Annotated in this window: 7 protein-coding genes; 6 read left to right on the plus strand and 1 reads right to left on the minus strand. The window is 41.6% G+C overall.

The window, feature by feature from the left end:
• The first annotated feature begins 472 nt into the window (after positions 1-472).
• The 6 genes from IR083_RS11660 (at position 473) to IR083_RS11685 (ending at position 11,569) form a co-directional block, all read left to right on the plus strand.
• Entirely contained in the window at positions 473-2,500 is a 2,028-nt protein-coding gene (locus IR083_RS11660; protein ID WP_194224454.1) for a TonB-dependent receptor, read from the plus strand.
• 25 nt (positions 2,501-2,525) lie between these two features.
• Positions 2,526-3,707 (plus strand): DUF5074 domain-containing protein, encoded by a 1,182-nt coding sequence (locus IR083_RS11665; protein ID WP_194224455.1) that lies wholly within the window; start codon positions 2,526-2,528, stop codon positions 3,705-3,707.
• 19 nt (positions 3,708-3,726) lie between these two features.
• A complete protein-coding gene (locus tag IR083_RS11670) occupies positions 3,727-5,427 on the plus strand; it encodes a PKD-like domain-containing protein (protein WP_194224456.1) in 1,701 nt (566 codons plus the stop codon).
• 15 nt (positions 5,428-5,442) lie between these two features.
• A complete protein-coding gene (locus IR083_RS11675) occupies positions 5,443-7,542 on the plus strand; it encodes a hypothetical protein (protein WP_194224457.1) in 2,100 nt (699 codons plus the stop codon).
• 680 nt (positions 7,543-8,222) lie between these two features.
• Entirely contained in the window at positions 8,223-10,346 is a 2,124-nt protein-coding gene (locus IR083_RS11680; protein WP_194224458.1) for a hypothetical protein, read from the plus strand.
• A 251-nt stretch (positions 10,347-10,597) separates the two neighbouring features.
• The gene (locus tag IR083_RS11685; protein ID WP_194224459.1) at positions 10,598-11,569 is read left to right on the plus strand and encodes an arsenic resistance protein; all 972 of its coding nucleotides are present in this window, start codon (positions 10,598-10,600) and stop codon (positions 11,567-11,569) included.
• A 114-nt stretch (positions 11,570-11,683) separates the two neighbouring features.
• Here IR083_RS11685 and IR083_RS11690 read toward each other — a convergent pair whose 3' ends face one another.
• Positions 11,684-15,100 carry a tail fiber domain-containing protein gene (locus IR083_RS11690; RefSeq protein WP_194224460.1) on the minus strand — a complete coding sequence of 1,139 codons (3,417 nt, stop codon included), beginning with the start codon at positions 15,098-15,100 and terminating at the stop codon, positions 11,684-11,686.
• Positions 15,101-15,190 lie beyond the last annotated feature (90 nt).

Genomic DNA, 15,190 nt, shown 5'->3' on the forward strand with positions numbered 1-15,190 from the left:
ATTTTTAGTTTTATTTTTAGTTTTTATGGTTATAGTTTTTGCTAAACCACATTGTCTAAATCTAAACTCTTAAGCGGGATTACCTTTGAAAAGTATCACCAATTATTTTACCTTCTGTGGTTTAAGCCATGCTGTTCATGGGGTTCGAAACACCATTGTAAACTTCGGCCTGGGCTGCAAAAACTCACGCAAGGTAAGCATCCAGGACGTTTCTTCATTATTTTAATCCGGAGCGCCGGATTGGTATGCTGTTCACTGAATGTTGGGAAGGGCGTTCAAAGATGGAGTAAGTCAGAAGACCTGCCAAGATTGATTAGTTTAAAGCTTTCGGGAAATAAAGCTGAAGAACACTGATAAGGAATCAATCTTTTACGCTGGCGTTGTCTGACTTACTGTACTGATTTCCTGTTCACTCAATCTTCATACGACTTATTTTCAGTAAGCTATTTGATAATATTCTTATTAGCTTGAAATGTCATTTTCCAAGTCAAAGAAAAGGATTTTGATTATTATCCTATTAAACGTATGCTTGATTTCTTTTGCCCAGAACAAGCTGGATAGTATACAGTTGTTGAACGAAGTTGTTGTGTCTGCACGGGCTATTCAAACGGAAATTGTCCCCGTGCAAACCTTGTCCGGGACGCTCCTTGGGAATCTGAGCGCCCATTCCGTAGCCGATGCCATGAGATACTTCTCGGGCGTACAACTCAAAGACTACGGCGGTGTGGGAGGCCTGAAAACTGTAAATATCCGCAGTATGGGCAGCCAGCATGTCGGCGTATTCTACGACGGTATAGAAATAGGAAATCCGCAGAACGGCGTTGTCGATTTAGGCAGGTTTTCGCTGGACAATATGGAGGCTATATCCCTCTATAACGGACAGAAGAGCGCCATATTTCAGCCGGCTAAAGATTATGCGTCCGCGAGTTCCATCTATATGACTACAAAATCTCCGGAGTTCAGACAGGGTAGGAGATACGGCCTCAAGGCGGCATTCAAAACCGGAGCGTTCGACCTTGTTAATCCCTCCGTCCTGTGGCATCAGAAACTATCCGAAAATGTATCCGGTTCCCTCAATGCCGAATATATCCATTCTTCGGGCAGATATAAATTCAAGCGTGCGGTAGTAAATAATATGGATGACCGGGGCGGTTATGATACGACCGAAGTAAGGAAAAACGGAGATATAGATGTTTTCCGTATCGAACATGCCCTGTTTGGCAAGATCAGAGACGGAGAATGGAAAACCCGTTCTTATTTCTATACATCCGAACGCGGCTATCCGGGAGCCGATATAAAAAAGCCCGACGTATACGCCCATGAAGACAGGCAGTGGGATAAGAATTTTTTCTTTCAATCTTCCCTCAAAAAGAACGTATCGGCGACATACAGTACATTGCTGTCCACCAAATATGCATATGACTATATCCACTACATAGCCGGCCCTTATCCCGGTCCCGAATTGAATAATAAATATATGCTCCATGAGGCCTATCTCTCGTCTGCCAATTTGTTCAATATATTACCCTTCTGGAGTGCCAATGTTTCTGCCGATTTTATGTGGAATAAAATGAACTCCGATATGCGGGAATTTATTTACCCACAGCGTTATTCCGGATGGGTAGCTGCTGCAACATCACTCTGTTTCGACCGTTTCAGATTGCAGGCCAGCCTGTTGGCTTCTTACATCCATGACAATACCAAAGAAGAGAAAAAGGAGATACAGCGCGATTGGGATAAATATACCCCGGCTATCATTGTTTCGTGGCAACCGTTCGATGCCCATGATTTTCATCTGAGAGCCTTTTATAAAGACATTTTTCGTATGCCTACCTTCAGTGAAATGCATCTCGCATATATGGGCAGCTTATCTTCTTTTCTTAAGCCCGAATATACAAGGCAATACAATATCGGGATAACCTATTCACATCCCGTTAACCACGCTTTAAATATTGGAGGGCAGGTCGATGCCTATCATAACAGAATAACCGATAAGCTGGTTGCGATTCCCGGCGGAGTCAATTTCAGGTGGACGATGAAAAACATCGGGTTAGTAAAGATCAAAGGCATCGATGCCGCTTTATTCGGAGATATACAACATGGACGAAATCTATCTGTCGATATACGTTTAAATTATACATATCAGCAAGCTCAGGATTATTCCGATCCCGAAGAACCGGCTACCTACAAAGGACAAATAGCATATATACCGTGGCACAGCGGTTCTGCCATTATCGGCACAACATATAAGACTTGGTATTTCAATTACAGCTTTATATATACAGGAAAACGTTACGACGGAAGCGCCAATATCGTGGAGAACCGCATAAAGGAATGGTATACGCACGATCTTTCATTGAGTAAATCACTCAACTGGAAAGGAACGGATTTCCGGTTAACCGCTGAGGTTAACAATCTTTTCAATCAGCAATACGAAGTTGTGTTACGCTATCCCATGCCGGGAACAAATTTCAAATTCATACTAAATGTAATCCTATAGAAACCCAATTATAAACAATGCAAAAATGAGAAACATCAGATTATTTTTCCTGACTCCGATACTGGCGTTAGCTATGCTGGCTGGTATCTCTTCGTGCCGGAGCGATGATGATGACATCAAACCTCCTACCGAAACAGAAGTCACACCCGGTGAAAAAGGACCCGTCGAGGGCTTTTATTTATTGAATGAAGCGAATATGGGGAGCAATAAGTCATCCATTGATTATTTCGACTATGGGTCCGGAACATACTTCAAAAACATTTATCCTACAATAAACCCCACAGTGGTAAAAGAACTGGGAGATGTAGGCAACGATATCCAGATTTACGGTAATAAGTTATATGCTGTTATCAATGTTTCGGGATATGTGGAAGTTATGAACAAAATAACCGGAAGGCACGAAAATGAAATCGTGGTCAAAAACTGCCGGTATATTGTATTTGATAAAGGATACGCATATATCAGTTCCTATGATGCTGAAGTTAAAATAACACCCGATGCGCCGATTGGTTGTGTGGTAAAAGTCGACACCACTACAATGAAAGAGGTAGGGCGGTGTATCGTAGGATATCAGCCCGAGGAAATGGTAATAAGGGATAACAAGCTATATGTGGCCAACTCTGGCGGTTATCGTGTGCCAAACTATGACAACACAGTTTCTGTCGTTGACCTGAATACATTCACGGAAACGAAAAAAATCATTGTAGGCATCAATCTCCACCGGATGGAACTGGACAGTGACGATAACATATACGTCAGTTCGCGTGGAGACTATAAATACATCGGTTCCAATACCTATATCATTGGCAGGAACGACATGGTAATCAAGACACTGAACCTGCCATGCAGCAACATGACGGCGAGCGGAGATTCTATCTATATGTACAGTGTGGAATGGAGCCATATTACACAGAGCAATACTGTATCGTATGCCATTGTGAATACAAAGACACGCAATATCGTTTCGCGCAACTTTATCACGGACGGAACGGAAAAAAGAATAAAAGTGCCGTATGGATTAGCTATCAACCCGGAGACAAAGGAAATATTCGTCACCGATGCCAAGGACTATACAAGCCCCGGGACCCTCTATTGCTTTAGCCCTGATGGTAAGAAGAAATGGGATGTGATAACCGGCGATATACCCGCACATATCGTATTTACCAGAAAGAAATTGGAGAATGAAAATATAAAAAAACAAAACTAATTTATCAAATAATAACACTATGAGAAATTTAAAACATCTGATTTTTCTGTTTCTGTCAGTTTATTTGATTTGTTCGTTATCGTCCTGTTCGAGCGACGATGACAACAATGAACTGACAGGTGATCCCACGATTACATTCGGGATGGAGGAATACAAGGTAAAGATTGGCAGGGATCTTGCCATCCAGGCTAATGTGGAAAATGCTGTAAATCCAATGTATTCGTGGAAGCTGGAAGGCAGGATCATTTCTGTTGATCCGGAATTAATTTTTAATCAAAACGATGCAGGGGAGTATTTTGTAACTCTCAGGATAGACGCCGAAAATGGTACGGCGGAAAAGCAAATTAAAATATCCGTACAGGATAAATTGCCTCCCGAAATCAACGTGTCATCTTCCATTATAGCCTATTCGGGAAAGGATACGGAAATTTCAGCAGAAGTGCTTTATGCGGAAGATGCAACTTATGTATGGAGACTGGATGGTAAAATTGTCTCCGAAAGTAAAACATACGTTTTTAACCAAACAAAACTTGGGGCACAGACACTTTCCCTCAAAGTCAGCAATGAAGACGGAACAGATATGCAGGTGATCACGGTCACCACACTGCCCGAGCCTACTCCTGAACTATTCTTCGATAACGGCCATTACCGTGTCGCTTCAAATATAAATGAATTGCGGAAGATGACTGTCCCATTAGGCAAGTCCCTCGTATTGGCTCCTGTGATTTGCAATATCGAAAATCCTACAACATTCAAGTGGACGGTCGACGGCGCAACACAAAGCTCTACCACCGGATATTTTAAATTCACACCATCGGAAAAGGGTGTCTATCTGATCACTGTGACAGAGCAAAGTTCATCGGCAAAAGCAGAAGTACAGGTGACCTGTACCGAACCGGAAGGGACATATTTCCGCCCTGTGAAAACAGGCAATAAAGCTACTGCTGCTACTGTGTTCGACTATATACCTGCACCCGGTCAGTTTGTAAACTATCAGATCGGTTCCACAAAAGCAAAAGCGTTGCAGGATGCGCAAAACTGGTTGAATACGGGTAATACAAGTGGCTATATCCATATAGGGGCTTATGGCGGATACTGGATTGCAGGGTTTGACCATAGTGTAAAAAATGAAGAAGGAAAAGCCGACCTGCTTATAAAAGGAAACGCTTTTGCCGGATGGAGCGAACCGGGTATAGTCTGGGTGATGCAGGATGAAAACGGCAACGGACTTCCTGATGACACATGGTATGAACTGAAAGGCAGCGAAGCTGATAGTAAAGACACCAAATACCGCTACGCTATAACATACTACAAGCCGAATGCCAGTGGTTCCAATGTTCTTTGGACGGATAATATCGGCAGGTCCAATTCCGTAGATTACAATGGCTATCATTCACAGGCATATTACTTCCCGATGTTTATAGCCGAAAACTATTACACATTGGTGGGAACATGCCTTGCTGCAAACTTTTTTGTAGAAGGGGGTATTGAATATGCAAAAGACCTGCCTTGGGGATATGTGGACAACTATAATAGTGATAAGACCAAACCCATGAATGAATTCTGGATCGAAAATGCCATACAGGCCGATGGTTCACCTGCCAATCTGAAACACATAGATTTTGTGAAAGTACATACCGGAACGATCGGTAAAGGGGCTGCCGTGGGTGAAGTCTCGACCGAAGCCTGTGTCCCTGCTGATATGAATTTCAACAACTAACATATAAAAATGGTTATGAATATATTAAATAAGAGTTTTTACTTGCTGCTGTTAGCCGTTATAGGCTTGCTTTCTTCATGTAGTGATGAAGATGATCCATTTGCAGGAAAAGATAACTACATCGCTTCTTTCTCATTGAAACAAGGAGACAAAGAATTTAACGCGGTGATTTCCGATAATGTAATTACGGTGACAGCTCCCGAAGGAATCTCCCTGAATGGTGCTGCCGCCACGATAAAGTTGAGTGAGAATGCCACTATTTATCCCGATCCTAAGTCTGTGACCGAATGGGATGATGAAATGCAGTTTGCCGTTACAGCCTACAACGGATCACAAATCAGGTATAAATATACTGTGGTACGTTCAGATATTGGAATTGAAGGTTCTGTTGTGCTAGAAACACAAGCTGATGTGGATGCGTTTGGAGAAAAAGGTATTACTGCCATAAAAGGGAATCTGGTAATTGGCCGCACAATAGGCACCGAATCAGACTCTATCTCTACATTGGCTCCTTTACTTCAACTGAAAGAAATCGGTTATTCACTTATTATTCATCCTACCTTTTCGGGGAAAGATCTTACCGGGCTTGACAAACTTGAGAAAATAGGAGGGGAGATAAGAATCGATGGAGCAAGAAATCTTGAAAAAGTAAATTTTCCGGGTTTAAAAACAGCTGGAGGTATGTATATTAAAAATACATTGATAGGTCTTGCGGATTTCCCTGTATTGACATCCGTATCAGAGACTCTGACTCTGGATTGTCCGCTTGCAGGGATAAACTTTCCTAAACTGAAAATTGTAAAAGGGAAACTGTCTCTTAATACGGCCAACGGATCGAACGCGATGATGTCTAAAATTTCATTCCCGTCTTTGGAAGAAACCGCAGACTTGTCCTTTACCTATTTTAAAAGTACTAAAAAGGTTGATCTGCCGGAATTGAAAAAGGTTGGAGCTATGACCTTCAGCCAGCTTACCATGCTGTCTTTTATAAATGCACCTAAACTGGAGGTGGCAACAGGGGTTATAACCATTCCGTCGACTACATATCTGACAGAGGTCAGTTTCCCTGCCATGACTCAGGCAACAACACTGAGCATTGACAGTAAATATATAAAGGTACTTGATTTTCCCAAACTGAAAACCGTGTCGGACAGGCTGGCTATCACATATGCCCAGATTGAGGGAATCCTGGATTTCAAGGCATTGGAGAGGGTCGAAGGTGAATTATATCTGTACGATCTGCCACAGATGACAGCACTTAAACTTCCGGCCGGCATTAAATACATTGGCAGGTTAACTATCGGAACCAGAACCGCGACTCCTATCAAAGAAATCAATGTTAAAGGTTTGAACATAGGCGAACTTAAAGTTTTAGGTAATTCTATTCAGGCCGATAAAATTATCGGGGACGATGTATTCAAAGGAACGTTGACTATCGCTTCAAGCGGAGCCTCGTATAATAACGGATATCCGGGTTTCCCTGCTCTTGAAGGATTCCACGAGGTGGATTCTCTATCTCTCGACGGATATGTGTCTTATATGGATACAGTGCATATACGCGGTATCAGGAAAATAAACAAAGGATTCCGGTTAGAGAACAACAATATCAAACGGTATTCAATGCCTGATATCGAAGAAGTAGGAGGAGATTTTTATTTTGCCCGTCTGGATCAGGGAGTTGATAAAACACTGGAATTTCCGAAACTGAAAAGGGTAGGAGGGTATTTCGACCTTAATGTAGGATCTGTCCAAACCCGTATATTACGTTTCCCATCTTTAGAGTCTGTTGGCGGAGATTTCAGATTAGGCACCGGATATAATGCGGACAGGAGTCTGGAGGATGTACAGTTCCCTGTATTGAAAAGTATCGGTGGAGCGATGATCCTGAACGGATATAGCAGTAGTTATAAAAATCAACTGCTGAAAAATCTGGATGGCTTTGCCAGTCTCGAGAAGGCTCAGTCGATAGAGATAACTAACCAGATGGCAATCGAATCATACAACGGCCTGAAAAAAGTTTTTAGCTCACTAACCAATTCCGGCTGGAAAACATCGGGGAATAACTATAATCCTACTTATGAGGATTTGCAGGCAGGTAAATGGGTAAAACCTTAGAGCTTGTTTAAAATTTAAACAAGCTCTTGAGTAATCAATATAAATGATGCATTTTAATGTTCAATATTTTCTACATTTTTCCTACGCGCAATCAAAGATTGCTTGTGTTCCTTTTGGCCAAATCCCCAAAAGGAACCAAAAACGCTTTAGCGCCCGCTTCAAAGGCCGACCCGTTAACAGAAGAGACGGCTAAACGAAAAAACTCGCTGGAAAGCGTGTATAGTCCGAATCGTTGGATAAGCTCAAACACGTTTTCGTTTCTCAGCCTTTCTCTTCTGACGGGTCCCCGTCTGTGAAGCATACGGCGCTGGGCGGACCCCCGACTAGGCCTAGTCATTGCTTTGCTTACTATGGCGTCAGCGGATGCGCATTAGTTCCGCAGGCGGGGTACCCACACGGTGCAGTCGGCGTAGAAAGGGACGGGGCGATAGCCCGTTCGTCACTTTCAGCCGGCAAACCGATTGTGGGTCGCTGAGGAACGGAGCGCTAGCCTTTTGCTTACTTTTGGGCAATGCCAAAAGTGAGGACAAGCCCGGGAGGGCGCGGAAGTAATAAGCTTAGTCTCCAAAAATAAGCAAAGATGATATTTATGCATAGAAAAAATATAGAAAATAATGGACATTAAAATAGAACAATAAATATTTCACAAAACTTAATTACAATAAGTAAAATCAACAGATATGAATATAAATAAAACAGGAATTATTTTGCTCTCATTGCTGGGAATGCTCTCCTTTTCCGCCTGTAGCAATGATGACAGTGACTTCGATGGAGGAGATAGCTATATAACCGCATTCCGCTTGAAACAGGGAGATGTGACATTGAATGCTTCGATTTCACAAAATACAATTGTGGTTACCGCGCCCGAAAATTTATTGTTGTCAGGTGCTACGGCTAATGTATTATTAAGTGAAAACGCAAAGATGGAACCTGATCCGGCTACCATTACCGATTGGGATACAGACCAGTCTTTTGTGGTTACTGCTTATAACGGTACAAAGAGTACATACAACTACCATGTGGAGCGTAATGTCGTTTCCAGAGAGGGGGATGTTATACTTCTGACACAGGCCGAAGTAGATGAGTTTGCAACGCTCGGGCTTGCCCGTATCAATGGAAGCCTGACTATCGGAGCTGCTACCGGAGCGGATTCGGTATACAGTCTTAAACCTTTAGCCGGATTAAGAACAATTGATTTCAACCTCATTATAAATCCTACATTTGCCGGAAACAGCTTAGAAGGGTTGGAAAATCTGGAAAGGGTAGGATCGCTTCAAATAGGACAGGTAAAAGGTTTGAAAACGGTAGATTTTGCCAAACTGGGATCAATTATGACCAATCTGGCTATAAATGGCGCTAACATCAGATCGGCAAAATTCCCCGAATTGAAAAATATTGACAGAGCGTTACAGATACAGAATACAGACTCTTTGGTTGAGATGTCGTTTCCCAAGTTACAGAATATCGTGGAAAACATGACAATTCAGGGTTCGTGGAATATGAATAAACTGGCAGCGGTTGATTTTCCAAAACTGGAGAAAATCGGCGGCAATTTGAACATAACGCAATGGAAAGAAGCGAAGTCGGTGAACTTCCCTATACTAAAAAATGTGACGACACTCAGTATAACGTCTCTTTCTAAAATGGAATCGTTAGCACTCCCCCAGTTGGGTTCCCTGCCGGGTGACGTAACTATTTCAGCATGTGACCTTCTTGTAAATATGGATATAACATCGTTAAAAACAATATCGGGTAATCTTAGGCTGGAAAATGTCAATATTGAAGACCTGAAGGGACTGAAATCATTAGAATCCGTTGGTAAAGAATTATTTATATCCAATATGCCAAAACTGAAGAGTACCAAAGATATGAAATCTTTAAAATCGGTGGGAGGAAGGATATACATATCAAGCTGGCCTGTACTGGAAGATAATATTGACGGACTGTCGCTGCTGAACAGTGTGGGAGGAGATATTATAATTTCCCAGGTTTCATTTAAGAAGTTTTCCGGATTTTCATTGTCCCGGGCTAATAAAATATCACTGTATGGAAACAACCTGACTTCCATCACAGAAGTAGACCTTCGCAATATAAATATGAACGGTCTGGAGTTATACAATATAACTACCCCTTTCACACTGAAAGGTAAAGATATCTGTGGATATGATGTTACATGGGGTAATTGCAATATTAAGAGTCTGGAAGGATTTAAAGAACTAAAGAGTTTGAATTTTACTACCGATATGAACACAATGGCTGAGGCAACCATAAGCGTGGAAAAGATACAGGGAAATCTGAGTCTCAGTACTTATGGCCTTGATAAAGTAAGTCTGCCGAATCTGAAAGAAGTGGGAGGGATGTTCTATCTGTCTTCGGCTCCTAAGGCTATAGAATTGCCCCTCTTGAAGAAAACAGGTACAGCGAATATCGATGCTTCTTCGATGCAGAAATTTAGTATGCCTGTTTTGGAAACGATAGATGGAGATTGCGCTATAACGAGCGGCGGATATAATTCCGATAATCTGTCGGAAATAGATATGCCAAAACTTACAACGGTAAATGGCTCACTGAATATATCGGGCTATAGTTCCTATTATGGAAATTCGAAACTTACAAATCTGAATGGTTTCCGGGTATTGAAAAATGTAAAAGAGATTACGGTTTCTTACAACTCTTCACTTTCCGATTTTTCGGGATTGAAAGATATACTTTCTTCAGTAACAGCAAGCAGTTGGAATGTATTCAATAATGCTTACAATCCGACTTATCAGGATATGTTGGACGGTAAATATAAAGAGCAATGAAAATCAACAACACTACTTATTCTAGTTGATTAATTAGTTAATTGCACATTTGAGAAGTGGAGATGGGGCTGTTGTGAAACAGTCCCATTTTTTTTATATAATAACTTTATTTTGTTGATAAATATACATTTACTCCATTTTTACGGAAAGCCTGCCTGCCTTTTTCAACTTAAGTATTCACCATTTATAGGTATTGGATGTTTTTACGAATAAATATACTTTTGTAAGTTCTGTACAATGACAAAAATTACATGATAAGTAAACATACACTTGAAAAAAAGCAAATAAGTATTTATATAATAACGCTGTTTATCAGTGTTATTGTAGGATTGACATGGGATCAGTCGAATATACTTGAGCATGCCATTGAGCCGGTAATAGGAGTATTGCTTTACAGTATGTTTTGCCAGATTCCTTTTTTAGAACTGAAACAGGCATTGAAGAAACGCTCATTTTTCGCAGCTCTTTTATTTGGGAATTTTATACTGATCCCAATACTTATATGGCTTTTGATAAACATTTTTTCGATAAGTCCGGTAATCAGTATTGGAGTTCTTCTTGTTTTATTAACGCCGTGTATTGATTATGTGATTGTCTTCTCCCATTTGGGAAAAGGAGATTCCAAATCGGTTTTGGCTTCCACTCCTCTGCTGTTTATTTTTCAAATGGTATTATTGCCTTTATACTTATGGATTTTTCTTGGAAAAGAAACTATCAGTATAATAGAGATTGCACCGTTTATAAAAGCTTTTTTTTATTTAATTATTATTCCGTTTGTACTTTCAATTATAACGCAGCTAATCTCAAAATCGAATAATAAACAGGGAAAAAATATATTGAACTTTTCGGGTTGGCTCCCGGTTCCGTTTATGGCTTTGACATTTTTCGTTGTTATTGCTTCTCAGATTTGGGTGTTACGTGAAAATCCGGTTTCGATATTAACTGTTTTACCTATCTATATAACATTTGCTCTTATCGCTCCTTTAATAGGAAAACTGTCGGCTAAGATATTTAAAGTAGATACGTATGGTTCACGGGCTGTTTCTTTCTCTACCAGTACAAGAAATTCTTTAGTCGTTTTACCTCTTGCATTATCTTTACCTGCACCGGAAAATCAGATAGTCGCCGTAGTCATTGTAACACAAACTATCGTAGAAATCTTATTCGAACTGATTTATATCAAAGTGATTCCAATCATGACGAAATGTAAATCGAAAGAATAAAAAATAATGTGCATAAGAAATACTTATAATATTTCTTATGCACATATATTGTTTATACCTTATTTTTCCACTAAATGGTGCGTATACTTAATATATATACAACACAATGGGAAATTATTCTTTATTTTCTAATGCCTCTACGCGTCTTAGCAGCGCGTCGATAGCTTGCTGTTGTTTATCTATTGTCTGTTTTTGGGTTTCGATAGTGACTTGCTGTTCCTGGATAGCTTTAGTTAATACTGGTATCAGCTCGGTAGAAGTTATCCCCAGTGTATCGCCTTGTGTAGGCACTACCAGGCTATAGCCTGACATGTTTTCTTCAGCCATCACCTGTTGCAGATCCTGTGCAATGAACCCGAGCGATTTCTTACCGTTACCTGTGTTGTAGATATACTCTACCGGTTTCAGTTTCTTAATGAAATCTAAGCCTTGTCCTATTGGTTTGATGTCGTGCTTCATGCGACGGTCGGAAGTAACAGTCCAGCTGCCGCTGCCATTTGATAGCAAATTACCAATCCTGATTGTTGAATGGTTGGAAGCTCCCATGGCTATTTCGTTAGTAGCGGTAGGAGAGGATGCTTTTGTGCCACTTCCTATTATTATATTGCTGTTTCCTGTTGTTATGTTATTACCTGCATTATCACCAATGGCTATATTATCCCTGCCTGAGGTGATAGCTGATAAAGCATAGGTGCCTACAGCTATATTACGATATCCGGTTGTAATGCCTAACATGCTACTCCATCCTAATGCTGTATTGCTGTGACTACTAACGTTATTTGCCATAGAATTGTCTCCAATTGCAGTATTATATGATGATTCGCCGGTTCCTAAAGCATTGTTGCCGACAGCTGTACTACCGTTTCCGCCTATATTTTTGGATAGAGCGCGATAACCTACTGCTGTGTTTTCCTTCGAGCTGTTATTACTCAAGGCATAGGCTCCTATTGCTGTAGTCATACCAAAGGGTTTACCTTCGCCAAGGGCTGAATATCCTATGGCCACATTGCAGGAATCCACAGAATTACGTAATGCAGCCCAACCTACTGCCGTATTTTTATTTGAAGGAACACCATCATTTACACGCCATTGCATTGCACGTGCACCGACAGCAACATTGTAACTTGAAACACTTGTACCGAGTGAAAGCTTTCCTATGGCCACATTTTCACTTCCTAAGCCAGACTGTACAGCTGAGTCTCCTACTATCACATTATCTGATCCTGTTATGTTAACACCTACATAATTTCCTATACCGATATTACTATGTTTGGCATTGTTTCCACCATACAGTGCCTGATGTCCCAGAGCTATATTGTTGTATCCGGTAAGGTTCGAGTATAAAGCAGTGTAGCCGATAGCAAAATTGCGCAGTCCTGTAGTATTGGCTTGCAGGGCACTGGTGCCGAAAGCAAAATTGAAAGTACCTCCAGTATTCGAATCCAGAGCATTGCTTCCCATGGCTATATTATTTCCTCCTGTAGTATTGGCTTGCAGGGCGTAATAACCAACAGCTACATTGTTGGCTCCTGAGGTATTGGTATATAGGGCATTACTTCCCACGGCTGTATTGTAACTGGAGGTGTTATTTACCAGTGCATAATAACCAAGAGCTGTGTTGCCATTCCCGCCGGTACTGGCAGACATCGCGTTACTACCAAGAGCTGTATTCATTGCGCCGGATTGCATGACTGTCATCGCATTAGAGCCGATAGCTGTATTATTGCTATTTGAGCTATTGTTGAACAATGCTTTTGCTCCCATAGCTGTATTACCGGTTCCTGTACCATTGAGAAACAAGGCTGCATAGCCCACAGCTGTATTGCCATTTGTATTGTTATTAAATAAAGCACTGTCTCCGACAGCTGTATTCCTGTTTCCCGTCCTGTTGAAATACATAGCTTCGTTACCCACAGCCGTATTGCTGCCTGCAGTGGTGTGTCTGAGAGCATCGTTACCCATAGCTGTGTTAGCCTTCCCTGCCATGTTCTCTGATAAGGCATTGGTACCGACGGCCGTATTGTATTCTCCGGTAGTATTACTGCGCAGAGCAATAGTACCGATAGCAGTGTTGCTACCTCCTGTTAGATTATTTGCTAAAGCATTGGAACCCACAGCTGTATTGGCAGATGCAGAGGTGTTTGCGGTCAGAGCTTTCTCTCCTACAGCTGTATTGAGATTACCACCACTCGTGCTAGCTAATGCCCGGTTGCCAATAGCTGTATTGCCGCTGGCACCAGAACTGCTTGCCAGAGCATTGTCACCTACAGCTGTATTGCCTATTCCTACTTGGTTTCTTAATAAAGCACTATCACCAATGGCAACATTGCTATGACCTGAGCTTATGGCGAACAGGGCTTTATTACCTATAGCAGTATTGTAACTTGCCGAAGAAGAGTTGTGCAGTGTACTGTCACCTACAGCAATATTGTTATGTCCGGTGGTATTGGTTCGCAAAGCGCGAAAACCTATTACAGTATTGCTATATCCGGTAGTGTTGCCATTCAGGGCTGTAGCACCAATAGCTATATTGTTGGATCCGGTGGTATTGTTTTGCATAGCATTGGCACCAAGGGCAGCATTGTAGGTTCCGGTGGTGGTGTTTGCCATAGCTAAGTTGCCGACAGCAGTATTATTGCTTGCAGTATTTTTATTCAGTGCAGAGTAGCCCACAGCTGTATTGCTTCCTCCGCCAACGTTGTTTTGTAAAGCAATGCTACCGATAGCTACATTGGTACCTCCGGTTGCATTTTCAAGCATAGCGTTGTTACCCATAGCTGTATTGCTATACCCCGCTGTGTTGTAGTACATAGCGGCCGAACCAACGGCAGTATTGGTGTTACCGGTGGTGTTTGTTCTCAGCGTGCTGGCGCCGATAGCTACATTGTTGCTTCCGCTAGTGTTGGATAATAAAGTGCTATTACCGAATGCATCATTATTTATTCCGGTATTGTTGCTTCCCGGATTTAATGCTTCATATCCGATCGAAGTACCTCTGCCGGTAGAGGAAATATAACCCGCACGGGTGTTGTTTACCCTGAAAACTAATGGTTGATTGTCCGTTGTTCCCAGAAAATTCACAGCAGGGTTTGTTCCGGCATTCCCCTCAATACTCCAGTATTCATCTTCTGTACCGCCTCTTGGAGTGGCAGTAAGGTCCCACTGAAGGCCGTCCCATGTGTAAGTTCCGGCAGTAGTAAAGCCTCCCTGATTAACAGTAAGGCTATATACGGTGAGACCTATCAGCTTTAGTTTCAGTGTTGCAAGGTTGGGGTCGTCATCTTTTACAAAAGGGCTGAGTTTGCTTATATCTGTCAGATATACACGTGGCAGCAGCAATCCACCACCAGTACCGTCTGCTGTTCCGGTAGTAGCTCCGCCATTTGTTGAAGCGTCATCACTTTTCAGGTCGAGCAGGGCACCTTGCGTCGGTTCTTTATCTGCACCGATGGTTACTTGCGCATTAATTGTCACAGACAAGCCTACCATGAAGACAAGCATTGTTACTACTTTTTTTAGTCTTAGTTTCATAATTCGTTTGTTAAAGCATTTGTTTTAGTTACATTAATTTTTTGTAACTCTACAAAATGTAATTATTGTACCATACTCCTTTTATATTCG

The organism is Dysgonomonas sp. GY75, assembly GCF_015234155.1.
Lineage (GTDB): Bacteria > Bacteroidota > Bacteroidia > Bacteroidales > Dysgonomonadaceae > Dysgonomonas > Dysgonomonas gadei.